This window comes from Herbiconiux sp., assembly GCF_023264895.1.
Taxonomy (GTDB): Bacteria; Actinomycetota; Actinomycetes; order Actinomycetales; family Microbacteriaceae; genus Herbiconiux.
This window is the reverse complement of record NZ_JAHFUY010000070.1, coordinates 1-25,345: the sequence shown is the minus strand read 5'-3', so window position 1 is coordinate 25,345 and position 25,345 is coordinate 1. Positions and strand designations below refer to the sequence as shown.

Annotated in this window: 25 protein-coding genes and 1 tRNA gene; 17 read left to right on the top strand and 9 right to left on the bottom strand. The window is 71.9% G+C overall.

The genetic code is table 11. The features are described from left to right. Positions 1-508, bottom strand: a 508-nt coding sequence (locus tag Q0D57_RS13465) for an acyltransferase family protein (protein WP_291044846.1), incomplete at its 3' end; no start/stop codon positions are given. A gap of 65 nt (positions 509-573) precedes the next feature. Between Q0D57_RS13465 and Q0D57_RS13460 the strand changes: the two genes are divergently transcribed. Then, entirely contained in the window at positions 574-1,344 is a 771-nt protein-coding gene (locus Q0D57_RS13460; RefSeq protein ID WP_291044843.1) for an SDR family oxidoreductase, read from the top strand. Here the strand turns inward: Q0D57_RS13460 and Q0D57_RS13455 are convergent. After that, entirely contained in the window at positions 1,334-2,785 is a 1,452-nt protein-coding gene (locus tag Q0D57_RS13455) for an MFS transporter (protein ID WP_291044840.1), read from the bottom strand. The genes Q0D57_RS13460 and Q0D57_RS13455 overlap by 11 nt on opposite strands. Here Q0D57_RS13455 and Q0D57_RS13450 point away from each other — a divergent pair. Genes Q0D57_RS13450 through Q0D57_RS13425 form a run of 6 tightly spaced genes read left to right on the top strand, consistent with a single transcriptional unit; the run spans position 2,784 to position 7,173 of the window. Then, positions 2,784-3,290 (top strand): phosphoribosyltransferase, encoded by a 507-nt coding sequence (locus Q0D57_RS13450; RefSeq protein WP_259527418.1) that lies wholly within the window; start codon positions 2,784-2,786, stop codon positions 3,288-3,290. The two genes, Q0D57_RS13455 and Q0D57_RS13450, sit on opposite strands and share 2 nt — an antisense overlap. Further along, positions 3,257-4,012, top strand: a complete 756-nt coding sequence (locus tag Q0D57_RS13445; RefSeq protein WP_291044833.1) for a peptidase S51 — start codon at positions 3,257-3,259, stop codon at positions 4,010-4,012. The genes Q0D57_RS13450 and Q0D57_RS13445 overlap by 34 nt, the downstream gene beginning before the upstream one ends. Before the next feature lie 14 nt (positions 4,013-4,026). After that, positions 4,027-4,719: a uracil-DNA glycosylase gene (locus tag Q0D57_RS13440; protein ID WP_291044830.1), complete on the top strand. Its 693-nt coding sequence runs from the start codon at positions 4,027-4,029 to the stop codon at positions 4,717-4,719. Between the two features lie 4 nt (positions 4,720-4,723). Continuing rightward, positions 4,724-5,314 (top strand): GNAT family N-acetyltransferase, encoded by a 591-nt coding sequence (locus Q0D57_RS13435; protein WP_291044827.1) that lies wholly within the window; start codon positions 4,724-4,726, stop codon positions 5,312-5,314. Between the two features lie 16 nt (positions 5,315-5,330). After that, a complete protein-coding gene (locus Q0D57_RS13430) occupies positions 5,331-6,767 on the top strand; it encodes an amidase (RefSeq protein WP_291044825.1) in 1,437 nt (478 codons plus the stop codon). 25 nt (positions 6,768-6,792) lie between these two features. Further along, a complete protein-coding gene (locus tag Q0D57_RS13425) occupies positions 6,793-7,173 on the top strand; it encodes an SIP domain-containing protein (RefSeq protein ID WP_291044822.1) in 381 nt (126 codons plus the stop codon). Positions 7,174-7,204: 31 nt separating this feature from the next. On the opposite strand, the gene Q0D57_RS13420 is transcribed toward Q0D57_RS13425, so the two are convergent. From Q0D57_RS13420 to Q0D57_RS13400, 5 genes are read right to left on the bottom strand one after another with little or no spacing between them, the layout of a single operon-like run. Next, positions 7,205-7,579 (bottom strand): Fe-S oxidoreductase, encoded by a 375-nt coding sequence (locus tag Q0D57_RS13420; protein WP_291044820.1) that lies wholly within the window; start codon positions 7,577-7,579, stop codon positions 7,205-7,207. Continuing rightward, positions 7,579-9,024 (bottom strand): NAD(P)/FAD-dependent oxidoreductase, encoded by a 1,446-nt coding sequence (locus Q0D57_RS13415; RefSeq protein ID WP_291044817.1) that lies wholly within the window; start codon positions 9,022-9,024, stop codon positions 7,579-7,581. Before Q0D57_RS13415 ends, Q0D57_RS13420 begins: the two co-directional genes overlap by 1 nt. Before the next feature lie 21 nt (positions 9,025-9,045). Continuing rightward, complete coding sequence (locus Q0D57_RS13410) at positions 9,046-9,879, bottom strand: arginase family protein (RefSeq protein WP_291044815.1); 834 nt, start codon at positions 9,877-9,879, stop codon at positions 9,046-9,048. Between the two features lie 6 nt (positions 9,880-9,885). Further along, positions 9,886-10,629 carry a PspA/IM30 family protein gene (locus Q0D57_RS13405; RefSeq protein ID WP_291044813.1) on the bottom strand — a complete coding sequence of 248 codons (744 nt, stop codon included), beginning with the start codon at positions 10,627-10,629 and terminating at the stop codon, positions 9,886-9,888. Between the two features lie 60 nt (positions 10,630-10,689). Then, positions 10,690-12,810 carry a TPM domain-containing protein gene (locus tag Q0D57_RS13400; RefSeq protein ID WP_291044804.1) on the bottom strand — a complete coding sequence of 707 codons (2,121 nt, stop codon included), beginning with the start codon at positions 12,808-12,810 and terminating at the stop codon, positions 10,690-10,692. Positions 12,811-12,906: 96 nt separating this feature from the next. On the opposite strand from Q0D57_RS13400, the gene Q0D57_RS13395 reads away from it, so the two are divergent. Together Q0D57_RS13395 and Q0D57_RS13390 are read left to right on the top strand one after the other, a co-directional pair. Next, entirely contained in the window at positions 12,907-13,641 is a 735-nt protein-coding gene (locus tag Q0D57_RS13395; RefSeq protein ID WP_291044801.1) for a gamma-glutamyl-gamma-aminobutyrate hydrolase family protein, read from the top strand. Between the two features lie 139 nt (positions 13,642-13,780). After that, entirely contained in the window at positions 13,781-15,088 is a 1,308-nt protein-coding gene (locus tag Q0D57_RS13390) for an NlpC/P60 family protein (RefSeq protein ID WP_291044798.1), read from the top strand. Here Q0D57_RS13390 and Q0D57_RS13385 read toward each other — a convergent pair. Then, positions 15,085-15,294, bottom strand: coding sequence for a hypothetical protein (locus Q0D57_RS13385; RefSeq protein WP_291044795.1), 210 nt, complete (start codon positions 15,292-15,294; stop codon positions 15,085-15,087). The genes Q0D57_RS13390 and Q0D57_RS13385 overlap by 4 nt on opposite strands. 112 nt (positions 15,295-15,406) lie before the next feature. Next, positions 15,407-15,482, bottom strand: a tRNA-Arg gene (locus Q0D57_RS13380). A gap of 81 nt (positions 15,483-15,563) precedes the next feature. On the opposite strand from Q0D57_RS13380, the gene Q0D57_RS13375 reads away from it, so the two are divergent. From Q0D57_RS13375 to Q0D57_RS13340, 8 genes are all read left to right on the top strand, one after another. Further along, positions 15,564-16,358 (top strand): transglutaminase family protein, encoded by a 795-nt coding sequence (locus Q0D57_RS13375; RefSeq protein WP_291044792.1) that lies wholly within the window; start codon positions 15,564-15,566, stop codon positions 16,356-16,358. 18 nt (positions 16,359-16,376) lie between these two features. Then, positions 16,377-18,035, top strand: a complete 1,659-nt coding sequence (gene argS, locus Q0D57_RS13370) for an arginine--tRNA ligase (RefSeq protein ID WP_291044789.1) — start codon at positions 16,377-16,379, stop codon at positions 18,033-18,035. Between the two features lie 56 nt (positions 18,036-18,091). Beyond that, a complete protein-coding gene (locus tag Q0D57_RS13365; RefSeq protein ID WP_291044786.1) occupies positions 18,092-18,883 on the top strand; it encodes a DUF2993 domain-containing protein in 792 nt (263 codons plus the stop codon). 126 nt (positions 18,884-19,009) lie between these two features. Then, the gene (gene lysA, locus Q0D57_RS13360; RefSeq protein ID WP_291044783.1) at positions 19,010-20,461 is read left to right on the top strand and encodes a diaminopimelate decarboxylase; all 1,452 of its coding nucleotides are present in this window, start codon (positions 19,010-19,012) and stop codon (positions 20,459-20,461) included. Further along, positions 20,458-21,810, top strand: a complete 1,353-nt coding sequence (locus tag Q0D57_RS13355; RefSeq protein ID WP_291044780.1) for a homoserine dehydrogenase — start codon at positions 20,458-20,460, stop codon at positions 21,808-21,810. Before lysA ends, Q0D57_RS13355 begins: the two co-directional genes overlap by 4 nt. After that, a complete protein-coding gene (gene thrC, locus Q0D57_RS13350; protein WP_291044778.1) occupies positions 21,810-22,931 on the top strand; it encodes a threonine synthase in 1,122 nt (373 codons plus the stop codon). The genes Q0D57_RS13355 and thrC overlap by 1 nt, the downstream gene beginning before the upstream one ends. Then, the gene (thrB, locus tag Q0D57_RS13345) at positions 22,928-23,875 is read left to right on the top strand and encodes a homoserine kinase (protein ID WP_291044776.1); all 948 of its coding nucleotides are present in this window, start codon (positions 22,928-22,930) and stop codon (positions 23,873-23,875) included. The genes thrC and thrB overlap by 4 nt, the downstream gene beginning before the upstream one ends. Positions 23,876-24,062: 187 nt before the next feature. Further along, positions 24,063-25,345 (top strand): Rho termination factor N-terminal domain-containing protein (locus Q0D57_RS13340; RefSeq protein ID WP_291044774.1); only part of this gene is annotated, 1,283 nt, incomplete at its 3' end.

Here is a 25,345-nt window from a genome sequence, read left to right as displayed (position 1 = left end):
AGCCGAGCACGAAGAACGGCAGCAGTCCGAGGGCCCGGTCGAGGGCGAGCACGCCGCCGAGGGCGGGGAGGTAGCCGCTCGCGACCGAGACGACCACCGAGATCAGAAGCGGGAAACGCAGGAGGGCCAGGTAGGGCAGCACGACCCGCCACAGGATGAGCGCGAGCAGGAACCACAGGGTCCACGACGGGCTCACGAAGTCGATCCGCGGCCGGCCGTCGAGGATCCAGTGGATGCCGGTCCAGATCGCCTCGAAGATCAGGTAGGGCAGCACGAGATCGGTGACGAGGCGCTTCAGCTGCTTGGGGCCTGGCGCGTCCGACTTCGCGAAGTAGCCGGCCACGGCCACGAACACGGGCACGTGGAAGGCGTAGATGAAGAGGTAGACGCCGTAGGAGACGTCGGACTCCGAGATGAGCTTCAGGATGGCGTGCCCGGCCACCACGAGGGTGATGGCGACGAATCGGGCGTTGTCCCAGAGCGGAACCCGCTGAGCTGGGGGCGGCACGGTTCCAGACTACCTTTGATGGTGTCGATGGGGCCGGGACGGTCCCGGCCACGGAAGGACTGAGGATGAAGCGCGCGGTTGTCACAGGGGCCAGTTCGGGGATCGGGGCGGCGACCGTGCGGTTGCTGCGCGCGCACGGGTGGGACGTGGTGGGTGTCGCCCGCCGCGAGGACCGCCTCAAGCAGCTCGCCGAGGAGACGGGCGCGTCGTACTTCGTGGCCGACCTCACGAAGCCGGAGGACATCGTGGCCCTCCGCGATCTCCTCGAGGCCACCGGAGGCGTGTCGACCCTCGTCAACAACGCCGGCGGTGCGATGGGGCTCGACCCGGTCGAGGGCGGCTCCGCCGACGACTGGCGGTGGATGTACGAGATCAACGTCATCGCCGTGCAGCAGGTCACCCAGGCCCTCCTGCCGCTCCTGCGGGCGTCGGTCGAGCCCGGCGGCTCGGCCGACATCCTCACGGTCACCTCGATCGCGGGCCACACGCCCTACGAGGGCGGTGGAGGCTACAACGCCGCCAAGTTCGCCGAGCACGCCATGCTCGACGTGCTGCGCCTCGAGCTCTCGGGCGAGCCGATCCGCGTGCTCGAGATCGCGCCCGGCATGGTGCACACCGAGGAGTTCTCGCTCAACCGCTTCAAGGGCGACCAGGATCGTGCCGACTCGGTCTACGCCAACGTCCCCGATCCACTGAGCGCCGACGACGTGGCCGCCACCATGGTCTCGATGCTCGAGCTGCCCCCGCACATCAGCCTGGACCTCGTGGTGATCAAGCCCGTCGCGCAGTCGGCTCCCTACAAGGTGGCCCGCGGGGAGCTGAAGGTCAAGGAGTGACCTCCGGGTCGGCGAAGGCGAGCTTCGGCACGAAGAAGAGGAGCACGGCGGCCACGAGTGCGCCGCCCGCGCAGATCGACCAGACCACGAGGTAGCCGCTGAGGCTCGAGGCCGTCGCGGTCACGGCGGAGGCGGCGCCGTGCAGCAGCACGAGGGCGAACACCGCCGAGGCGAACGATCCGCCGATCGTCTTGGTGGTGTTCGTGAGACCCGCCGCGATGCCCGTGCGCCCCACGGGGGCTGCGGCCGCGGCGGCCGCGGGGAGGGCTCCCACGAGGGCACCCGATCCGAGGCCCGCGATCGCCATGTTCGCGAACACCTGCCAGGTCTCGGTGTGGAAGGGCAGGAACAGCCCGTAGCCGACGGCCACGAGCACGGTCGCCACGATCATCGCCGCGCGCGGACTCGTGCGCTGCGAGACGAGCGGGAAGAGCAGGGCGCCGACGATCATCGAGATCAGGTAGGCGCCGATCAGGTACGAGATCGACGACGCCGGGAGGCCGAGCCCGTAGCCGTTGACCGGATCGGTGCCCGCGAAGGTGGCCAGCGGCGCCTGTGCGCCGAGCAGGCTGATCCCCACGAGGCCCGCGGTGAGCTGCACGGGCCACATCTGCGGTTTCGCGAGCATCCGGATGTCGATGGCCGGATCCTTCTGCCGGAGCTCGTAGGCGCCGAACGGCAGGAACGACAGCCCGCCCACGGCGATGAGCGCCCAGACCCACCAGGTCTCCGGCCCGTTGATGCGGAGGAACGTGAGCCCGCTGGTGACGAGCAGGAGGCCGAGGGTGAGGATGGTGAACCCCACCAGGTCGAGCCGCCGCCCGGGGCTCGGCGTCGACTCGGGCACCCCGAAGAGGATGGCGAAGAACACGAGCGTCACGGCCACGGCCGGGAGCATCATCGTGAGCGGCACGTTCTCGCCCACCGCCGAGAAGATCTGTCCGCTCGAGAGCGCACCGATGATGGCGCCGGCCTCGAGCGCGACCACGAGCAGGCCCGCCGCCCGCCTGGTCTGCGACGCGGCCCGGCCGGTGCGGCGGCCGCGGTCGAAGATCAGCGCCACCTCGAGCGGCAGCCACACCACGTAGAAGCCCTGCAGGGCCCACGCGATGAGGAACGACGTGAAGTCGCCCGCCACGACCAGCCACCAGCTCGCGGCCGCCGTGAGCACCGTCGAGATGAGCAGGATGCGCTTGTGGCCGACCATGTCGCCGAGCTTCGCGAGCACGGGTACCACGATCGCCGAGAGCAGCAGCTGCGCCGCCTCGAACCAGTTGAAGTCGGCATCGCGGATGCCGAGGTGCTCGACCAGATCCGGGATCAGCGGCACGTAGAAGCCCTGGATGATGCCGCTCGTGATCTCGACGAGGAAGAGGAACCCGATGAGCGAGGCGGTGACCCCGATCGCGGAGCGCGACGCGTCCGGTAGCCTGACCTGCATGGAACCGAGCGTAGACCTCCAGGACACCGCGACACCGGAACGGGAGGTGCTCGGCTGGCTCGAGTTCGGCGAGGCCTCCCGCGCCCTCGCGCAGGACATCGTGGAGTCCGGCTTCGAACCCGATTTCGTGATCGCCATCGCCCGCGGCGGGCTCATCCCCGGCGGTGCCCTCGCCTACGCGCTCGGGGTGAAGAGCTGCGGCAGCCTCAACGTGGAGTTCTACTCGGACGTGGAGGAGACGCTCCCCGAGCCCATCATCCTGCCGCCCCTGCTCGACAACGAGCCGCTGATCGGCAAGAACGTGCTGCTTGTCGACGACGTCGCCGACTCGGGCCGCACCCTCGCCCTCGTGGTGGAGCTGCTCGAGAAGGTCGACATCACCGTGAAGTCGGCCACCCTCTTCATCAAGCCCCGCTCCGTGATCGCCCCCGACTTCCACTGGAAGACGACCGACCGCTGGATCGTGTTCCCGTGGTCGGCGCACCCGCCCGTGAGCGCCTCATGAGCATCCACCTCGTGGGCGGCGGCTGGCCGATGGAGGACGACGGCGCGGTCTACCGCCCGTTCTTCGACGAGCTCACCGCCCGCGCCGAGGCGGCCGGCAAGCTCGAGGGCGCGCGGCTCGCGATCGTGCTCGTGCGCGACGGCGACGGCCCCGAGCGGTTCGCCGAGCTCGTGACCGCGTTCGAGCACCTGGGCAAGATCGACGCGGTCGCCGTGCTGGCGCCCGAGGGGTCGCCCATCGAACCCGCGTCGTTCGCGGATGTCGACGGCATCGTCGTCTGGGGCGGCCTGACGCCGGCCTACCGCGCCTCGCTCGAGCCCTCGTTCGGCGAGCTCCGGCGACTCGTGGCCTCCGGGGTGCCCTACCTCGGCTTCTCCGCGGGCGCCGCGATCGCGGCCGAGAAGGCCGTGGTGGGCGGCTGGAAGATCGACACGGTCGAGATCGGCACCGAGGAGGCGGCCGAAGACCTCGAGCAGCTCACCGTGGCTCCCGGCATCGGGCTGATCGACCTCGCGGTCGACGTGCACGCCGCGCAGTGGGGCTCGGTCTCGCGCCTCATCGCGGCCACGGAGGCCGGCGTGGTCGACGGGGGAGTCGCCATCGACGAGCACACCGCCCTCGTGATCGGCGAGGGCCCGCTCCAGGTGCTCGGCCGAGGCTCGGTCTGGAAGATCACGCCCGACTCCGGAAGCGTGCGCGTCTCCACGGCCGGCGCCTCCTGAGCCGACCCGTCACCGTGCCACCCCTGTCGCTGCCCGAGCTCGCGCGCTCGGGTGCCGTAGACCCCGGCTGGGCCGAGGCGCTCGCCCCCGTCGGCGATCGGATCGCGGCGCTCGGCGACTTCCTCCGCGCCGAGAACGCCGCCGGCCGCGGCTACCTCCCGGCCGGGGAGCACGTGCTGCGGGCCTTCCGTGCCCCGCTCGCGGGCGTGCGGGTGCTCATCGTGGGGCAGGATCCGTACCCGACCCCGGGGCACCCGATCGGGCTGTCGTTCGCGACCGCCCGCGACGTGCGGCCCGTGCCGCGGAGCCTCGGCAACATCTACCGCGAGCTCGACGACGACCTCGGCATCCCGCCCGCCGCCCACGGCGACCTCTCGGCCTGGGGCGCGCACGGCGTGATGCTGCTGAACCGCGTGCTGACCGTGACCCCGGGCCTCGCGGGCTCGCACCGCGGCAAGGGCTGGGAGGAGGTCACGGGCCACGCCATCGAGGTCCTCGCCGCCCGCGGCGGTCCGCTCGTCGCCGTCCTCTGGGGGCGCGACGCCGCGGGGCTGGTGCCGCTGCTCGGCGACGTGCCCTCGATCGTCTCGGCGCATCCGAGCCCGCTGTCGGCCAGGCGCGGCTTCTTCGGGTCGAAGCCGTTCAGTCGCGCGAATGCGCTGCTGGCCGAGCAGGGCGCGGATCCCGTGGACTGGCGCGTAGGCTGAACGGATGTTGGAAGAGGAGTACCAGCCGCGCCGCACGCTGCCGAGGAAGCTCCGGCCGGCCCCCACCGAGAAGCCGCCGCTCGAGGTGCCGTTCGAGTTCTCCCTCCGCGACGCGGTCGAGACCGATCTGCCGTACGTGCGCGAGATCTACAACCACTACGTCGCCAACACCGTGGTCACATTCGACGAGGACGCGATGACCCTCAAGGAGTGGCGGCAGAAGTTCGCCTGGACCCGCAAGTTCGACTACCCCTTCCTCGTGGCCGTGTCTCCCGCCGGCACCCTGCTCGGCTTCGCCTACGTCTCGGCTTGGAAGCAGAAGGCCGCCTATCGCCGCACGGTCGAGAACTCGATCTACCTCGGCCCTGCCGCCACCGGCAAGGGCCTCGGCAAGGCGCTGCTGAAGGAGCTCATCGACCGCTCGAAGCAGGCCGGCATCAAGGAGATGCTCGCGGTGATCGCCGATCAGGGTGCGGAGGCCTCCATCCGGCTGCACGAGGGCTTCGGCTTCAAGGAGGTCGGGCGGCTCGGCCGGGTGGGCTTCAAGTTCGGGCACTGGCTCGGCACGGTGCTGCTGCAGAAGTCGCTGAAGTAGGGGGCGGGACGAGAGCATGACCGGGGAGATCCACGACCTCAGCGCCCTCGAGCAGTATCGCCTGCTGCAGCGCGGCGACCTCGGTGTGCTCGAGGTCACCGACCACTATCTCGCCAGGATCGAGCGCCTGGACGGTGAGCTCGGGGCGTTCCACACGGTCACCGCCGAGCGGGCGCGCGAGCGGGCACGCGCGCTGGAGGCCTCCGACGACCGCACGGCGCCGCTCTGGGGCCTGCCCGCGGCCGACAAGGACCTGGCGCGACGCGCGGGGGTGCGCACGACCTTCGGCTCCCGGCTGTTCGAGCAGTTCGTTCCGGAGAAGAGCGACGAGATCGTGGAGCAGCTCGACGCGGCGGGCACGGTCGGCCTCGGCAAGACCGCGACGCCCGAGTTCGGGCTGTCGAGCTACACCGAGAGCCTCGTGGCGCCGCCGGCCCGGAACCCCTACGACACCGACCTGGGCCCCGGCGGATCGAGCGGGGGAGCCGCGGTGGCCGTGGCCGCGGGGCTGCTCCCGTTCGCGCCGGGCTCGGACGGCGGCGGCTCCGTCCGCATCCCCGCCGCCGCGTGCGGCCTCGTGGGGCTGAAGCCCAGCCGCGGCCTGGTTCCCGCGCTCTCGGGCGTCGACTCCCTCGCGGGGCTCAGCGTGGCCGGCCCGCTCGCCCGCTCGGTCACGGATGCCGCGCTGCTCCTGGACGGGATGATCGCGAGGCGCGGCGGCCGCATCCGGCACCACTTCACGCTACGGGCCCCCGAGTACGACGACGGACCGTACCTCGGTGCGGCCGTGCGGGGCGAGGGCCGGTTCCAGATCGGCGTCACGAGCGACTCGCCCTGGCAGACCGAGCGTGAGATCCCGGTCGCGCCCGAGGCCGTGGCCGCCCTCGCGGTGGCCCGCGACGGTCTCGTCGAGCTCGGCCACGGCATGGAGGAGTTCTCGCTCGAGCCCGCTCCCGAGTACCCGGGGGCCTTCCGCACCATCTGGCAGGTGGGCGCCTCGCTCCTCCCCGCCGACGACTCCACCGAGCATCTGCTCGAACCCCTCACACGCTGGCTCATGCACCGCGGTCGGGAGGTGCCGGCGACGCAGCTGGCCGCGGCCCTGGCGACCCTCAGCGCGTTCGAGCGCTCGGTCATCCGGCAGTTCGACCGCTTCGACGCCGTGCTCACGCCCACCCTCGCGCTGACGCCGCGGCCGGTGGGCTGGTACGACCGGGAGGACGGCGAGCAGAACTTCGTGCAGCAGGTGCTGTACTCGCCCTTCACCTCGTTCGTGAACGTGAGCGGGCTGCCCGCCATCACCCTTCCCGTGCACCGCACGGCCGATGGACTGCCGATGGGCGCGCAGCTGATCGGGCGCCCGGGAGGGGAGGCGACGCTGCTCTCCCTGGGCCGTCAGCTGGAGCGCCGGCTGCGCTGGGAGCACGTGCATCCTGAGGTGTGGCAATCCTAAGTTAGGTATGCCTATACTGACTCCAATGTTCACGATCGCCTCCGACGCCACCGACGTCTCCCGCGCCACCGGCCGCGTGCTCATCGCCGGCACCGAAACCGACCTCGAGTCGATCCGCACCGTCGTCGCCCTCCTCGGTGAGAAGGCCCGCGGCCAGGTGTTCGTCGAGGTGCCGAGCGCCTCCGACATCGACCCGATCGCCACTCCCGAGCGCGTGACCGTCACCTGGCTTCCGCGCGACGTGCGCACCGGCCCGATGGGCTCGGGCCTCGCCTGCGCTCCGGGTCAGGCCGTGCAGCGCGCCGTCTCGGCCTGGATGGGCGAGATGTCGACCGGCGACGCCGAGCTCGACGGCGACGAGATGTGCGTCTGGTTCACGGGCGACGCCGCTCTCCTCGAGCGCTAGGGTTCGTGGGGCCGGGCCTCGGAGACCTGCCCTAGCGACGCGGCAGGTAGTTGCCGTCCTCGAGTCCCGCCTCGATCTCGAAGTGGTTCGTGAGCGGATTCGCGCCGGCCAGGGCGTAGAGCAGGGGGAACACCATCCCGTACTGCTTCCACTGCTGCCGGTGCACGGCCTCGTGCCGGAGCACGTGGGGGGCGTCGTTCGTGTCGGTGAGGTAGACCCCGCCCACGCACGTGCCGCCCTTCCGGAAGGCCCAGCGCGGCATCCCGGTGGCCACGAACAGGCCGTCGACGCGGCGGAGCGGACCGGTGCCGAACAGGGTGCCGAGCACGAGGCCGACCCCCGTGGCGTAGAGGTAGCCCGCCCGCGCCACGGGAGCGGCGTAGAGCACGGCTCGCACGCGCTCCATCAGGCGCTCTGCCGGCCGTAGCCCTCGAGGAGGCGCAGCCACACCTCGCTGATGGTGGGGTAGGAGGGCACGGCGTGCCAGAGCCGCGAGAGCGGCACCTCGCCCACCACGGCCACCGTGGCGGAGTGCAGCAGCTCCTGCACGTCGGGCCCCACGAAGGTCACGCCCACGATCACCTGGCGGTCCTCGTCGACGACCATGCGGGCCGTGCCGGTGTAGCCGTCGCTGTGCACGCTCGCACCGGCGACACTGCCGATCTCGTAGTCGACGACCCTGGTGCGGAGACCGGCCTCCTCCGCGGCCTTGGCGGTGAGGCCGACCGACGCCACGGGCGGATCCGTGAACGTCACCTGCGGCACCGAGCGGTGGTCGGCCGTGGCGGCGTGCCGCCCCCACGGGGCGTCGTGGATCTCGTCGCCGGCGGCCCGGGCCGCGATCGCATCGCCTGCCGCGCGCGCCTGGTACTTGCCCTGGTGAGTGAGCAGCGCGCGGTGGTTCACGTCGCCGGTGGCGTAGAGCCAGCCGCCGTCGAAGGGCTTTCCGTCGGGGCCGAGCACCCGCAGGCTGTCGTCGGTGTCGAGCCAGTCGCCCGGCGTGAGCCCGATGGCCTCGAGCCCGAGGTCGCCCGTGCGGGGGAGCCGCCCCGTGGCCACGAGGATCTCCTCGGCCTCGAGCACCGTGCCGTCGTCGAGCGTCGTGCGCACGACGCCGTCGGCGCCGCGATCGACCGAGGCGGGGGAGTGACCGAGGTGCAGCGTCACGCCGAGACCCTCGAGCGAGGTGGCGACGATCTCTCCCGCGAAGGGCTCCTGCCCGGCGAGCAGGGTGCCGCGCGAGACGAGGTCGACGGCGGCTCCGAGGGTGGCGTAGGCCGTGGCCATCTCGGCCGCCACGACACCTCCGCCCACGATCGTGAGGCGGGCGGGGATCGTCTGCGCGCTCGTGGCCTCGCGGCTCGTCCAGGGCGCCGCGTCGGCGAGGCCGGGGACATCCGGCAGCAGGGCCGTCGAGCCCGTGCAGACCACGACGGCGTGGCGGGCGCGCAGGATGCTCTCGGCGCCGCTCTCCGCGGTGACCCGCAGTTCCCTGGGCCCGGTGAACACGGCGTGCCCCCGCACGAGTTCGATGCCGGCGCCCTGCACCCACTCGACCTGGCCGGAGTCGTTCCACTCGCTCGTGAACGAGTCGCGCCGCTTCAGCACGGCCTGCACGTCGAGGTCGCCCGTGACGGCGGCCGAGGCGCCGCCCACCCGCTGGGCCGCGCGCACGGCCTCGCCGCTGCGCAGAAGGGCCTTCGAGGGCATGCAGGCCCAGTACGAGCACTCTCCGCCCACGAGCTCCGCCTCCACGAGGGCGACGGTGAGCCCGCCCTGCACGGCCCGGTCGGCGACGTTCTCGCCCACCGCCCCGGCTCCGATGACGATGACGTCGTATTCGCTGCTCATGTGGGCTCCTGTTCCGGTACCTCAGCGTACGAGAGCTGAGACGATGCGCAAGATGGCGGGCAGGTCGTCGACCGCCGCCGACGGGTCTGCGGGGGCGAACTCGGTGATGCCGGCGCCCACGACCTCGAACTCCGCGCGCACCGCCCGGATCGCCTCGGTGAGCTCGGCGACGCGCACGCCGAACGGCTCCGGGAACGCCACCCCGGTGATCTCGGCGGGGTCGAGCACATCGAGGTCGACGTGCAGGTAGACCGAGGTCGCCCCGGTGGCCCGCACCGCGGCCACGAGCGCCTCCGGGGTCGCTAGCCTGGCGGGCGGCAGCAGCACGATCCCCGCCTCGGCGACGTGGTCGGCCTCGGCGTCGTCGAGCGACCTCGTGCCCGCGAGCACGAGCCGGCCGGGCTCGAGCAGGGGCGCGGGAGCGAGCTCGGCGGGGCCGCCGCCGAGGAGCGTGCGCACGACCATGCCGTGGAACGCCCCGGACGGCGACGACTCGGGCGTGTTGAGATCCGGATGCGCGTCGAACCACACGACGACGGTGCCGGGATGGCGGGAGAGGGCGTGCCGGATCGCCGCGAACTCGACTCCGCAGTCGCCGCCCACGGTGATCGGGAGGGCGTCCGTCGCCGGCAGCGCCTCGAGGGCTGCCACGAGCGAATCCGCGATCTGCGCGATCGAGGAGTAGCGGTGCACCCCCGTGCCGAGAGCGTCGCCGGCCCCCGCCGGCACCTCCACCACCGTGGTGGAGGCCGCCGGCAGGTCGCCCCGGATCGCGTCGGCGCCGTCGATCAGCCGCATGGCGCGGCTGGAGCCCGAGCCCTGCCAGGCCGGGACGACGACGAAGTGCGCGCTCACCGCCGGCTACTGGCCGTCGGTGACGGTCTTCTGGCCGGAGCCCGCTTTGAGGGCCGCGAGCCGGGCCTCGACCTCGGTGAGCTCGCCGAGGTCCTCGAGGCTCTCGAACTGGGAGTCGAGGCTCGAGGCGTTGAGCTCCTCCTGGCCGCGCACGCGCGCCTCCTCGCGGCGGATCTTGTCCTCAAAGCGGCCGAGGTCGCTCGTGGGGTCGAGCACGTTGATGTTCTTCAGCGCATCCTGCACCTTGCCCTGGGCCTCGGCGGTCTTGGCGCGGGCCACGAGGCTGTCGCGGCGGTTCTTCAGCTGGTTGAGCTTCTCCTTCATGGCGGCGAGACCCGACTTGAGCTTCTCGACCGACTCGGTCTGCGACGCGATCGAGGGCTCGGCATCCTTCGCCTCGTTCTCGGACTGCAGCTGGCGGGTGAGAGCCACCTTCGCCAGGGCGTCGAACTTGTCGGCGTCGGCCGCGTTACCCGCAGCGCGGAACTCGTCGGCCTTGGTGCTCGCGGCGAGGGCCTTGCGACCCCAGTCGGCGGCGGCGGCCACGTCTTCGCGGTGGTCGTCCTCGAGCAGGCGGAGGTTGCCGATGGTCTGGGCGATCGCGCTCTCGGCGTCGGCGATGTTGGAGGTGTAGTCGCGCACGAGCTGGTCGAGCATGAGCTGCGGATCCTCGGCCTGGTCGATGAGGGCGTTGATGTTGGCCTTCGCGAGCTGCGCGATGCGGCCGAAGATCGACTGCTTGTTGGACATCGTGTTCTCCTTCTGTTCTGGTTCAGGAAATGGAGTGGAGGGCGGTCGTCACCGCGAGGGTCAGAAGCGGCCGCCGCCGCCGCGTCGGCCGGAGGAGCGGCCGCCGCTGGAACGACGCGAGCCGGAGCTCGAGCTCGAGCTGCGCCGGCTCGACGAGCGGCTGCTGTAGCCGCCGCCGCGGCTTCCGCCGCCCCAGCCGCCGCTGGACCCGCTCGACCAGCTGCTGCCGCCGCTGTCGCCTCCGAGGAGGCCGCCGAGGATGCCCCCGAGCAGGCCGCCCTGGAAGCTGTCGTCGCCGCGCCCGCCGCCGTCGTACGAACTGCCGTAGTTGTTGTAGTTGTCGAGCGTGCTCGACACGTCGAGCCGGGCCGTCGCGGTCGCCCTGCTGGCGAGCTGCGACGCCGTCGTGGCCTCGCGGAGCGACGCCTCGGGATCGGTGGTCGCGAGCGCGAGCGACTGGTCGAGGTGGCGCTGGGCCTCGGAGAGCCGCGTGCGCGCATCCGGGCCCACCGCGCCTCGCCTGGTCTGCAGGAAGCTCTGCGCCTGGCCGACCTCGTTCTGGGCGGTGGCGATGGCGCGGTCGCGCTGCACGATGAGGCGCGCGGCACGCTCCTGCTCGTCGCGCACGGAGGCGAGGGCGGCGTCGAGGGGTGCGTCGGCGGCCTCGAGCGAAGCCCGGGCGGTGAGCGGATCGCGGGCACCGATGCCGCGCGAGCGCTCGAGCTCGACGCTCACGGTCTGAGCGAGGGAGGCGAGCTGGGGCTGGGCCTGGCCCGCCGCCTGCAGGCGCGCGGCCTCGGCGATGTCGCGTTCGGCGTCGGCGACGACCGCGGCGAGGGTGCCCGCGGCCTGGTCGAGCTCGGACTCGAGCGCGGCGATGGCCGTCACGATCGTGCGCGACTGGCCCACGGCCTGGCGGGCGGCGCGGATGCCGAGGGCGGCCTCCGCGGATTTCCCCGCGTCGATCTCGGTGCGGGCCGCGGCGAGCTCGTTCTCGGCGAGCACGCGGAGGCTCTCGAGCTGCGGCACGCTGCCGTCGAGCGACTGCAGCGCGTGGGCGTCGTAGCGCTCGGAGAGCCGCGCGGCCCTGGTCTTCGCCTCGGTGGTCTCGGTCGAGAGCGCCGCGAGCTCGGCGGCGGCCGCGGTGTGGGCGGAGAGCGGATCGCGCTCGACCTCGCGGAGCGCGGCGAACGAGTCGACTTGGGCGTCGAGCTCGTCGGAGGCCTCGTCGCACATCGCGATGATCTGCTCCGACCAGGTGCGGCGCTCCTCGTCGGTGTCGGGCTCGGCGTCGTCGAGGCGCTGCTTGAGCGCGAAGGCCTCGCTGCGCTTCGTCTTCACGGCGGCGAGCACCTGGGTGTAGGTGGCGGTGGCCTCGGTGCCGAACTGGGCCACGGCGAAGCCGAGCTCCTCCTCGCTCGAGGTGACGGCGTCGTCGAGGTCGACGAGCACGGCGCCCACGCGCTGCTCGAGCTCCTTCAGGGTCGGCCCGGCCTCGGCCGCCTGGGCCGAGACCGACGAGTCGATCCTGCGGCGACGACGCACTACGAGGGCGATCACCAGGGCGGCGACGAGCACGATCACGACCAGCGCGACGACCCAGAAGACCGCCGCGGGGATGCCTCCGGGCGTCACGGTGCCCTCGCCCCCGGATCCGCCGAGCTCGCGATCGATCCCACCGGCTGCGGCCACGGCCGCGCCGGCCCAGTCGTCCACACGGAGCGCCGGGATGATGTCGTCGGTCTCGATCCGCTCGAGCTGCTCGTCGTCGAGCGCGAATCCGCCGTCGACCGAGAGCTGGTAGAGGCGATCGTCGACCGCCACCGCGAGCAGCACGTCGTTGGTGCCGAACTGGTTGATCGAGGCGACCTCGTCGGTCCAGGCCCCGCGGTCGGACGGGTTCTCGAAGCTGTCGGTGTAGACCACGAAGAGATTGACGCCCTGCTCGGTGGCGAGCTTCTGCACGGCATCCTGCACCTCGCCCTCGTCGGAGCCGAGCACCCCGGCCTCGTCGACGACGTAGCGGCCGTCGAACGAGACGGGATCTCCGGCGTGCGCCGCCGGGGGAGCGAGCAGCGCCCCGGGGACGACGAGCAGGGCCGTGGCGGCGGCGGCTGCGGCGAAGACGATGGACAGCGGGCGGCGAGTAGCCGCTCGGCGGGTGCGGTGCGGGACTCTCATTGCCCAGATTCTAGGAGGGGGTGGGGTGTCGTCGCCATGTTTCTCTTCATGACGCGGGCGGATGCGCAGGTGGCGTCGGGCCGGAAGGATGGTCCCGTGCCCACCGGAACCCGTCTCAGCGTCGTCGTCGTGACGCGCGAGCGGCCCTACGCGCCCGAGTACGGTGCCTACTCGAAGCTCCTGCTCCAGCGCGCCGTTCGAGACGCCGCCCGCGCGGGCTGGGAGGTCGACGTGGTCGAGGCGGCCGCGGAGGGCGAGCACGGCGTGCTCAGGCGCACCGACGCATCCGATGCCCTCGTGGTGCTGGGCGGCGAGGACATCGCGCCCGAGTACTACGGCGCCGCCCGCGGCTACGCCCGCGAGGGACTGCACCTCGAGCACGCCGACGAGGCGCAGCTCGCCCTCGTGCGCCGCGCGGTCGAGCGCTCCACCCCGCTCGTCGGGATCTGCCGGGGCCACCAGATCATCAACGTCGCGCTCGGCGGCACGCTCGTGCAGGATCTCGGCGACGACTCGTCGCACCGCCACGAGAGCGTGCCGGTGCACCGCGTGATGAGCGATCACGACGTCGAGCTGCGCGCCGGATCCGTGCTCGCCGCTCGTCTCGGGCGACGGGTGGCCACCCGCAGCGCCCACCACCAGGCCGTCGACCGGCTCGGCTCGGGTCTCCGGATCGCCGCCACCGCGGCCGACGGGGTCATCGAGGCCGTCGAGCACGAGCGGCTGCCGATCGTGGGCGTGCAGTGGCACCCCGAGGACGTGCGGGCGGCCGAGGGCCAGTTCGTCTCGATCCTCTCGTCGGTCGCGCGCGCGACCGCTCTCGCCGCCTGAGGCGCGGCGCTTATAACCCCTCCGGCAGGATTCGGGCTGTCATGATGCCCGGCGTGTTGCTACTGTGGTCGATGTTGTTGCTGTGACTCGTGTGACGAGAGTGTTCACGATCAGCAGATCCGATCACCGGGGGAGACCCATGCGCCGCACCGAATCATCCGCCTTCCGCGCTCCGCGCCGACTGGCCGGTCCGTGCGCGCTGATCTCCGCCGGGGTGCTCGCCGCCACGCTGCTCGTGGCCTCGCCCGCCATGGCCACCGACTACCCGAGCTGGGACGACGTGGTCGCCGCGCAGCAGAGCGAGAACGCCAAAGCCACCCAGATCGCCGAGATCGAGGGTCTCATCGCGGGCCTTCAGACCAAGGTCGAAGCGGCTCAGGCCGTGGCCGACACCGCATGGCAGGCCGATCAGTCGGCTCAGAACGCCCTCGCCGCGGGCCAGCGGAAGGCCGACGGCCTCGCGGCGCAGGCCACCGAGGCGGAGGCCCAGGCCACGACCTCGAGCAAGCGCGCCGCCTCCCTGGCCGCGCAGTTCGCCCGCAGTGCAGGCAACGACCTCACCTCGCAGCTCATGGTCTCGGGAGAAGACAGCGACGACCTGCTCTACCAGCTCGGCGCCATGTCGAAGCTCAGCGAGACCAGCAAGACGGTGTTCGACCAGGCCGAGCAGGATGCCAACACGGCCGACTCGCTGAGCAAGCAGGCCGTCGTGGCGAAGCAGCGGCTCGAGAGGCTCGCCGCAGCAGCAGCCGCCTCGCTGCAGTCGGCGCGCGACGCGCAGGCCGAGGTGCAGGGCGCACTACTCGAGCAGGAGGCGCACGAGGCCGAGCTCACCGTGCAGCTGAACGCCCTCACGCAGAACACCGCCCTCACCACCGAGCAGTTCAACGAGGGTGTGCGAGTCGAGAGGGAGCGCCAGCTCGCCGAGGAGCAGGCTCGCGCCGAAGCGGCCGCCGAGGCCGAGCGCCAGCGCCAGGCCGCCGACGACGCAGGCAACTCCGGTTCAGGCGGTGGCGGCAGCGGCGGAGGCGGCGGCGGCGGGTCCGCCCCCGCGCCCGCACCGGCACCGCCCGCCCCCGTCAACGTCGCGCCGCCCTCGCAGTCCTACAGCGGCCAGGCCGTCGTCGACTACGCCGAGCAGTTCGTGGGCGTCGTGCCCTACGGCTACGGTGCCGACCCGAGCGACAGCTTCGGCTGCGACGGTCTCACGCAGTACGTCTACGGCCAGTTCGGCATCCAGCTGCCCCGGCTCGTGAGCCGTCAGGCGGCCATGGGCGTCCGTGTGTCGGCCCAGGATGCGGCGCCCGGCGACCTCGTGGTCTGGCCGGGATCGCACATCGGCATCTACGACGGCCACGGCGGCGTCATCCACTCGCCCAACTGGGGCCGCTACGTGACCCACGCCAACGGCCTCTGGGGCTCGTACTACTTCGTCCGCCTGGTCTAGACCGGCGTCGCCTTGGCGAACGGCGTGATCGACTCGATCGTGCCGTCGGCCTTCAGCACGATGTGGTCGCACTGCCGGGTGCGGGCCCAGGTGCGGCCCTCAGCGATCGCCTGGGTGCGGATGACGTGGGACGAGAGATCGATCTCCTCGCCCTGCATCCGGTTGTGCCACATGTTGTGGGCGCGGTAGGTCTCGACAGCGGGCATGAGCGGGTCCTTCTCCATCGACGGAATGCCTGGTCACGCGGATGGGTGGTCCGCGTGGGCCTCGGTGTATCGGCCACAGTGTAGTGGAGCGACGCGGAACGGTGGAGAAGAATGGTGCCCCCAGTAGGATTTGAACCTACGGCCTTCTGCTCCGGAGGCAGACGCTCTATCCCCTGAGCTATGGGGGCCCGGGGTGCTCGTCAAGGTTAGCAGGATCTCGGCGGCCGTCCGGTCACCGACCGGTGCTCGGCCGTGTCAGGATCGGGATCATGCTGCGCACAGTCTTCGCCTCCATCGAGGCCACCGTCGACAAGGCCACCACGGTCGTCTTCTCCGTCGCCGTCGCCGAGGGCGTCGCCCCGCATCGGGAGCTCCTGGAGTTCCGGGTGGGCGACGACCTCGTCACCGCCCAGGAGGTGCTCGACTCCCACGGCACGCGCCTGCACACGTTCGACGTGCCGGCAGGCACCCTGGCCGTGCGGTACGAGGCCGAGCTCGAGGGGCGTGCCGCACCCGCACCGGTCGATCCGATGGACCTCATCCGCTACCTCCGGCCGAGCCGCTACTGCGAGTCCGACACGCTGCTGCCCACCGCGGTGGCGGAGTTCCACGGCCTGCACGGCCGCGACCTGCTCGAGGCCGTGAGCTCCTGGGTGGGCTCCGAGCTCAGCTACGTGCCCGGCTCGAGCGCCCCCACCGACGGCGCGGTGCAGACCCTCCTGCTCCGCCAGGGCGTCTGCCGCGACTACGCGCACCTCGTGATCGCCCTGCTCAGGGCGCTCGACGTGCCCGCGCGGCTCGCCTCCGTCTACGCGCCCGGGCTGTCGCCGATGGACTTCCACGCGGTCGCTGAGGCCTACATCGACGGCGCCTGGTATGTCGTCGACGCCACGACCCTCGCACCCCGGCAGAGCCTCGTGCGCATCGCGACCGGTCGCGACGCCTCCGACACGGCGTTCCTCACCAACAACGGCGGCTTCCTGCGGCTCGACCGCCTCGAGGTCGGCGCGGTCGTCGACGAGCTGCCCACCGACGACGTGCGCGACCTGGTGCAGCTCGGCTGAACGGTAGGATTGTTGGCCGTGACTCCTGAAGCCCTCTCCGCCGCTCTGCTCACCATCGTGAGCCCTCACCTCGCCGGCGCCGAGGGCGTCACGATCACGGCGGCCGACACGGCCGTGGAGCGCCCGCGCAACCGCGACCACGGCGACTGGGCCTCGAACATCGCCATGAAGCTCGCCAAGCGGCTCGGCCGCAATCCGCGCGAGTTCGCGCTCGAGCTCGTGCCGGAGCTCGAGGCCGTCGACGGCGTCGCCTCGGTCGAGGTGGCGGGCCCCGGCTTCATCAACATCCGGCTCGACACGGCGGCCGCGGGCGAGATCGCGCGCTCGGTCGTCGAGGCGGGCGACGCCTACGGCCACAACTCGGTGCTCGCCGGCCACGTCATCAACATGGAGTTCGTCTCCGCCAACCCGACCGGCCCGCTGCACATCGGCCACACCAGGTGGGCCGCGCTCGGCGACTCGATCGCCCGGGTGCTCAAGGCATCCGGAGCCGAGGTCACGACCGAGTACTACATCAACGACGCCGGCAGCCAGATGGACGTGTTCGGCCTCTCGGTGCTCGCCGCCGCCAAGGGCGAGCCGACCCCCGAGAAGGGCTACCCGGGGCCCTACATCCAGACCCTCGCCCAGCGCGTGCTCGCGGCCGTGCCCGACCTGCTCGACAAGCCGCAGGACGAGGCCGTCGCGATCGCCCGCGACCTCGCCTACGGGTACCAGCTGGCCGAGATCAAGCAGTCGCTCGAGAGCTTCCGCGTGCACTTCGACGTCTTCTTCTCCGAGCAGACACTGCACGCTCCGGATGCGGAGACCGGCCGCACGGCCATCGACGACGCCGAGGAGCGCCTGCGCGCCCAGGGCCACGTGTTCGAGGCCGACGACGCCGTCTGGGTGCGCACGACCGACTTCGGCGACGACAAGGACCGCGTGCTCACCCGCGGCAACGGGGTGGTCACCTACTTCGCGGCCGACGCCGCCTACTACCTCAGCAAGAAGGATCGCGGCTTCGCCGAGAAGATCTACCTGCTGGGGGCCGACCACCACGGCTACGTCGGGCGCCTCAGGGCCCTGGCCGCGGCGGCCGGAGACGACCCCTCGGTGAGCCTCAGCGTGCTGATCGGCCAGCTCGTCAACCTCAACGGCGCCAAGCTCTCCAAGCGCGCCGGCAACATCATCGAGCTCGACGACCTGCTCTCCTGGCTCGGTGCCGACGCCCTGCGCTACTGGCTGGCCCGCTACCCGGCCGACTCGCCGCTCTCGCTCGACGGCGAGCAGCTCCGCTCGCGCTCCAACGACAACCCGGTGTTCTACGTGCAGTACGCGCACGCCCGCACCCGCTCGGTGGCCCGCAACGCCGAGGCGGCCGGGGTCACCCGCGACGCCTTCGAGCCCGGGCTGCTCGTGCACCCCACCGAGACGGCGCTGATCGGTGCCCTGCAGGAGTTCCCGCGCATCGTGGCGCACTCGGCCGAGCTCCGGGAGCCGCACCGCGTGGCCCGCTACCTCGAGGAGCTCGCCGGACACTTCCACCGCTGGTACGACGCCACCCGGGTGCTTCCGTTCGGCGACGAGGAGATCGCGCCCGTGCACAGCACGCGGCTGTGGCTGAACGACGCGACGGGCCAGGTCATCCGCAACGGCCTCGACCTCATCGGCGTCTCCGCACCCGACCGGATGTGACGGGGCCGGCCCGGCCTTGAGCAGTGCAGTCAGAGCCTCCATGGGAGGATGACGGCATGAGCACCGCGCCGACCCTGCCCTACGAGCCGAGCCCCGCCCAGCCCCCGAAGCGTCGTGCCAAGCGCTGGCCCTGGGTGCTCCTGGGTGTGCTCGTGCTGCTGGTCGTGGCGGTCGTGATCGCCGACATCGCCCTCCGCTCCTACGCCGAGGGCCGGGCCGCCGACGAGATCTCGTCGCAGCTGCCCGAGAACGTCGAGGGCGACATCGACGTCACCATCGGCGGCACCTCCTTCCTCGCCCAGGTCATCACGGGGCGGCTGGACCGGGTGGACCTCGACGCGCCCGCCATCACGGCCAGCGGCATCCCGCTCTCGGCCCACGTGGTCGCAACCGGTGTGCCGACAGATCTCTCGCAGCCGATCGACGACGTCGAGGCCACGCTCTCGCTCGACCAGGCGGCGGTCGACGAGGTGGCGACGCTGCCCGGCGACGCCACGCTGAAGCTCGGCGACGGCGGCCAGGTCTCGTTCGACGGCACGGTGAGCCTGTTCGGCTTCTCGCTCGGCTACACCGTCACGGGCACGGTCGAGGGCTCGGGCACCGAGGTCACGGTGGTGCCGGTCGCCGCCACCCTCAGCCAGGGAGCCGGCTCCCTCGACATCGACCTCGACGAGCTCCTCGGCACGGTCGCCGACAGCCCCATCCCGCTGTGCGTGGCGAACTACCTGCCCGTGGGTGCCGAGATCGACGAGATCGCGATCGACGGCGGCACGGCGACGGTGAAGCTCTCGGCCGAGGACTTCGTGGCCGACGGCGAGAGCCTCAGCACCTTCGGCACCTGCCCCTGACCCGGGAGGATCGCCGACCCGCTAGGATCGGTGTATCCGAGTGCCCACACCTCGGAGCCGGCTTCAGGGACCAAGCCAGGTCCGCTCGCCCCTTGTGCCATCCGACACAGCTAAGGGATCTGACCCATGACCTCCAGCCCGCTCGCTCCCGCGTGGCTCGGCCATCCGGCCGACGCCAACGCGCTCGTCGCACCCATCTGGCCGCGCACCGCCGTGCGTGATCCCGGCGGAGCACTCGCCATCGGCGGTGTCACCGCCGCCGAGCTCGCCGGCCGCTTCGGCACGCCCCTCTACGTGGTCGACGAGCAGGAGGCCCGGGAGCGCGCCGTCGAGGTGCGCGACGCGTTCTTCGCAGCCGCCGCCCGCATCGGCACCACCGCCACCGTCTACTACGCCGCCAAGGCGTTCCTCAGCATCGAGGTGGCGAGGTGGATGGCCGAGGCCGGCCTCTCGATCGACGTCTGCAGCGGGGGCGAGCTGGCCGTGGCCCTCGCCGCCGGCGTCGACCCCGCCCGCATGGGGCTGCACGGCAACAACAAGTCGGTGGCCGAGATCGAGCGCGCGGTCGAGAACGGCGTCGGCGTGATCGTGATCGACAGCGCCCTCGAGATCGAGCGGGTGGCTGCGGCAGCCGCTCGCCATGAGGTCGTGCAGAAGGTGCGGCTCCGCGTCAACAGCGGTGTGCACGCGCACACCCACGACTTCCTCGCCACCGCGCACGAAGACCAGAAGTTCGGCGTGCGGCTCGACCAGGCCGTGGAGTACGCGGCCGCCATCCGCTCGCACGCCTCGCTCGAGTTCCTCGGCCTGCACTGCCACATCGGCTCGCAGATCTTCGGCGTCGACGGCTTCAGCGAGTCGGCCGCGCGCCTGCTCGAGGTGCACGCGGAGCTGCTCGAGGGCGGCGACGTGCCTGGGCTCAACCTCGGCGGCGGCTACGGCATCGCCTACACCGAGGCCGACGACCCCGAGCAGATCGAGGTGCTCGCCGACGGCATCGCCGACGCGGTGGCGACGGAGTGCGAGCGACTCGGCATCCCTGTGCCCGCCCTCGCGTTCGAGCCCGGTCGCACCATCATCGGGACCGCCGGCGTCACGCTCTACGAGGTCGGCACCATCAAGGACGTGCTCGTGCAGGTGCCGGGCGTCGACGGGGGAGCGACCGACCACGTGCGCCGCTACGTGAGCGTCGACGGCGGCATGAGCGACAACGTGCGCCCCGCGCTCTACGGCGCCGACTACACGGTGCGGATCGCCGTCCGCTCAAGCGCGGCGGATCCGGCGCTCGTGCGGGTGGCCGGCAAGCACTGCGAGAGCGGTGACATCGTGGTGAACGCCGCCTACCTCCCTGGCGACGTGACGCCGGGCGACCTGCTCGCGGTGCCCGCGACCGGCGCCTACTGCCACTCGCTCGCGAACAACTACAACTACCTGGGCCGGCCGGCCGTCGTGGCCGTGAGGGGCGGCGAGGCGCGCGTGCTGATCCGCCGCGAGACCGAGCACGACCTCCTGGCCCGCGACGCGGCCTTCCCCCGAGACGCCGGCACCGATGCCACCACCCGTGGAGACGAACGATGAAGATCGAGTACCGCAACCTCCGAGTCGCCCTCCTCGGCGCCGGCTCCGTCGGCAGCCAGGTGGCCCGACTCCTGCTCGAGCAGGGCGACGAGCTCGCCTCGCGCGTGGGCGCGGGCCTCGAGCTCGTGGGCGTGGCCGTGCGCGACGTCGATGCGCCCCGCGACTTCGACATCCCGCGCCACCTGCTCACGACCGACGCCCACACGCTCATCCGGTCGGCCGACATCGTGATCGAGCTGATGGGCGGCCTCGAGCCTGCCCGCGAGTACATCCACCTCGCGATCGCCTCCGGCGCCGACGTCGTGACCGGCAACAAGGCCCTGCTCGCGACCCACGGCCCCGAGCTCTTCGCCGCGGCCGACCAGGTCGGCGCACAGCTCTACTACGAGGCCGCTGCCGGCGGCGCCATCCCCATCATCCGGCCCCTCCGCGACTCGCTCGCGGGGGACCGCGTGGTGCGGGTGATGGGCATCGTCAACGGCACGACGAACTTCATCCTCGACCGGATGGACGTCGAGGGCGACAGCTTCGAGAACGCCCTCGCCATCGCCACCGACCTGGGCTACGCCGAGGCCGACCCCACCGCTGACGTCGAGGGCTTCGACGCGGCGCAGAAGGCGGCCATCCTCGCGAGCCTCGCCTTCCACACGGCCGTGCCCGTGGAATCCGTGCACCGCGAGGGCATGACGACCGTCACCGCCGCGCAGGTCGACGCGGCGCAGAAGGCCGGCTACGTCGTGAAGCTCCTCGCCATCTGCGAGCGGCTCACGGATGCCGAGACGGGCATCGAAGGCGTCGTGGCGCGCGTGCACCCCGCCCTGATCAGCCGCCGCCATCCGCTCGCCGCCGTGCACGACGCGAAGAACGCGGTGTTCGTGCAGGCCGAGGCCGCGGGCGACCTCATGTTCTACGGTGCGGGCGCCGGGGGAGTGGAGACCGCCTCCGCGGTGCTCGGCGACCTCGTGTCGGCCGCCCGCCGCCACGTGGCCGGCGGCCCCGGCGTGGGTGAGTCGACCCACGCCAACCTCGCCGTGCTCGGCATCGGCGCCGTCACCACGCGCTACCAGCTCACGCTCGTGGTCACCGACAAGCCCGGCGTGCTCGCGCAGATCGCCGGCCTGTTCAGCGAGCACGGCGTCTCGGTCGAGGCCGTGCAGCAGACGGTCGCCACCGCGCCCATCGCCGCCGACGGGTCGCGGTCGGGCGACGAGCCGCTCACCGCTACCCTTGTGATTGTCACGCACGAAGCCACCGACGCGGCCCTCTCGGCCACGGTGGCGGCTGTTTCCGCGAACGACGCCGTCGTTCGGGTGGAATCAGTCCTACGAGTTGAAGGAGACACGCCCTAGTGGCCGACAGCACCCCCAGCATCCCCTCCCGCGGCATTCCCTCACGGCAGTGGAGGGGCGTGCTGCACGAGTACGCCGACCGACTCGACGTCTCGGCTGCGACTCCCATCGTGACCCTCGGCGAGGGCGGCACGCCGCTCATCCCCGCACCGGCCCTCTCGGCCCGCACGGGCGCGAAGGTCTACGTGAAGTACGAGGGCATGAACCCCACAGGCTCCTTCAAGGACCGCGGCATGACGATGGCCATCTCGAAGGCCGTCGAGCACGGCGCGAAGGCCGTCATCTGCGCCTCCACCGGCAACACCTCGGCCTCGGCCGCCGCCTACGCCACCCACGCCGGCATCACGGCCGCCGTGCTCGTGCCCGAGGGCAAGATCGCGATGGGCAAGCTCAGCCAGGCCATCGCGCACAACGCCGAGCTCATCCAGGTGCAGGGCAACTTCGACGACTGCCTCGACCTCGCCCGCGACCTCTCGGCGAACTACCCCGTGCACCTCGTGAACTCGGTCAACCCCGACCGCATCAACGGTCAGAAGACCGCGGCCTACGAGGTCGTCGAGGTGCTCCAGGATGCGCCCGACTTCCACCTGCTCCCCGTCGGCAACGCGGGCAACTACACCGCGTACTCCCGCGGCTACACCGAGGAGCTCGAGCGCGGCGTCACCACGAAGCTGCCCCGCATGTTCGGCTTCCAGGCCGCCGGCTCCGCGCCGATCGTGCTCGGCCACCCGGTCAAGAACCCCGACACCATCGCGAGCGCCATCCGGATCGGCAACCCCGCCTCGTGGGAGCTCGCCCTCGCCGCCCGCGAGGCCACCGACGGCTACTTCGGCGCCATCACCGACGAGCACATCCTCGCCGCCCACCGCCTGCTCTCGGCCGAGGTCGGCATCTTCGTCGAGCCCGCCTCGGCCATCGGCGTCGCCGGTCTCCTCGAGCGCTCCGAGGCCGGAGTCATCCCCGCCGGCGCGACCGTCGTGATCACCGTCACGGGCCACGGCCTCAAGGACCCGCAGTGGGCCCTCCGCACCGCCGACGGCGACGACGTGAAGCCCACGATCGTGTCGGTCGACGCCGCCGAGATCGCCGGAGTGCTCGGCCTTCAGAAGGCGGCCTCGTGAGCTTCGCCGACGGCTCGCTCGTGGGCCGGACGGTCACCGTCCGGGTTCCGGGCACCACCGCCAACCTCGGTCCTGGCTTCGACACCCTCGGCCTCGCCCTCGCGATCTACGACGAGCTGACCGTCGCCGTCCGGGACGAGTCCGGCGCGTTCGTGCAGGTGGAGGGCGTGGGCGCCGGCGAGGTGCCCACCGACGAGACCAACCTCGTGGTGCGCGCGATCGCCCACACCTTCGCCGCCTACGGCCAGGAGCTCCCGGGTCTCCACCTCACCGCCAAGAACGTCATCCCGCACGGGCGGGGCCTCGGCTCCTCCGGCGCCGCGATCGTCTCGGGCGTCATGGCCGCGAAGGGCCTGCTCGAGGGCATCGTCGAGATCGATCCCCTCGGTCTTCTCGCCCGCGCGACCGAGCTCGAGGGGCACCCGGACAACGTGGCCCCCGCGCTGTTCGGCGGGCTCACGATCGCGTGGGTCACCCCCGAAGGGCCGCAGTTCAAGAAGCTCATCGTGCACCGCGGTGTCTCGCCGCTCGTGCTCGTGCCCGAGGAGACGATGTCGACGGCGCTCGCCCGGAGCCTCCAGCCGGAATCGGTGCCGCACGCCGACGCCATCTTCAACGTCTCGCGCTCGACCCTCCTGATCGCCGCGCTCATCCAGAGCCCCGAGCTCCTGCTCGCGGCCACCGAGGACAAACTGCACCAGAGCTACCGCGCGAGCGCGATGCCCGAGACCGACCGCCTCATCCAGGCGCTCCGCGCCGAGGGCTTCCCGGCCGTCGTCTCGGGAGCCGGCCCGAGCATCCTGGTGCTCTGCAGCGACCCCGGGCAGCGGCTCGCCGCCGCCGAATTGGTGGCCGCGAGCGCCGCGACACCCTGGCGATCGCTCGTTCTGGCCGTGGACTTCAAAGGTGCTACAGTGATAACGCACCCGGACGAAGTCGAATAGCCTACTGGCTCTGAATCCCGTCCCGGTCGCTTTCCAATTCATTACTGCCGCGTGCAGCAACGTATCCGGCTCCTCGCACGACCACGGTGGTTCGCCGCCGTGAACATGCGCAGCCCAGGTGCACCCTCACGCCGCCAGTTCTCTGCCTGGCTCTTCTCAGCCGACAGGGGAAGGACACCGAATCTCCGTGACTGACGTCAACACCACCCCCGATCTCTCGACCCTCAAGGTCTCCGAGCTGCAGGCCATCGCCGCGCAGCTCGGCATGGCCGGAGCCTCCAAGCTCCGCAAGGGCGAGCTGGTCGAGGCCATCCGCAAGGTCCAGGAGGGCGCCGTCGAGGCCCTTCCCGAGGCCATCACCCTCGAGGCACCCGCTGCCGCTGAGCCTGCTGCGGCCGAGCCCGCTGCGGCAGAGCCCGCCGTGGTCGAGCCCGCTCCCGAGCCCGCCGCGCCGGCACTGTTCGACGGGCCGATCGTGCCCGATGAGCTGCTGCGCTCGGCTCCCGCCGCCAGCGCGCCCAAGGAGCCGATCGTCATCGATCTGCCCGAAGGCCCCGTGTCGCCCAAGCGCCGTTCGCGCCGCGTCACCACCGAGCGCGTGTCGACCGACCGCGTTCCGGCCGGCGGCCACGTGAACCACACCGAGGGCGTCGAGGCGCCGCTCGTGCCCGAGGCGACCGCCTCCACCGAGGCCGGCACCGAGGCCGCGACCTCGTCCCAGACCGGCAGCGACGCCGGCACAGAGGCCGAGCCCACCTCCCAGCCCACCGAGCGCCGCACGAACCGTCGTGAGCGGCCCACCCGCGAGCAGCGCATCGCCGCTCAGCGTGCGGGTGCAGGTGCCGGTGCAGAGGCCTCCGCGCCCGAGCAGACCGACGCACCCGCCGCCGAGCCCCAGCAGGCCGACGAGCAGGGCCAGGACGAGCAGGGCCGGGGCGACCAGGGCCGAAACGACCAGGGCCGTGGCGACCAGGGCGACCAGGGCCAGAACGAGCAGGGTGAGCAGTCGGAGCCCCGCGAGGGCCGTGGCCGTGGCCGCAACCGCCGCAACCGCGGTGGCTCGAACAACGCCGACGCCGGCAACCAGGGCAACGGCGGCCAGAACCAGAACGGCAACGGCCAGAACGGCGGCGCCCAGAACGGCAACGGCGGCCAGAACCAGAACGGCCAGAACGCGAACGGCCAGAACGGCAACGCCCAGAACGGCGGCGCACGCGCGGCCGAGCCGAAGCAGGACGTGCAGGACGACCGCGGTCAGGGCAACCAGAACCGCGACGGCAGCCGCGACTCGAACCGTGACGCCAACCGCGACGCCGGTGAGGAGCGCGGCGCCCGCAGCCGCTACCGCGACCGCAAGCGCCGCGGCCAGACCGGTGGCGACGAGATCGAGCCCGAGATCAGCGAAGACGACGTGCTCATCCCCGTCGCCGGCATCCTCGACATCCTCGACAACTACGCCTTCGTGCGCAC